This is a genomic window from Shewanella sp. CAL98-MNA-CIBAN-0140 (assembly GCF_040309905.1).
GTDB classification, from domain to species: Bacteria; Pseudomonadota; Gammaproteobacteria; order Enterobacterales; family Shewanellaceae; genus Shewanella; species Shewanella psychromarinicola.
In genome coordinates, this window is record NZ_JBEOPI010000181.1 from 1 (window position 1) to 268 (window position 268).

At 65.3% G+C, this 268-nt stretch carries 1 protein-coding gene; it reads left to right on the plus strand.

Going from position 1 to position 268, the window contains the following annotated elements:
• Positions 1-252 (plus strand): glutaminase (locus AAEY93_RS20675; protein ID WP_351079553.1); only part of this gene is annotated, 252 nt, incomplete at its 5' end.
• Positions 253-268 lie beyond the last annotated feature (16 nt).

Consider the following 268-nt stretch of genomic DNA (forward strand, 5'->3'; position numbering starts at 1 on the left):
GGTCTGTACCAAAAGTCCGGCGAGTGGCTCTTCAACATCGGCCTCCCCGGCAAGTCCGGCGTGACCGGCGGCATCATGACCGTCGCCCCGGGCAAGGGCGGCATCGCGACCTTCTCCCCCCGTCTCGATAACGCAGGCAACAGCATCCGCGGGCAACGCGCCACCGCTTACCTCAGCCGGCGACTGGGACTGGACCTGTTCGCCTCCAGCCCGCATAACAACGACGGAGACAACCACTCCGACAAAAAGTAGGCGCACGGCAGTCGCT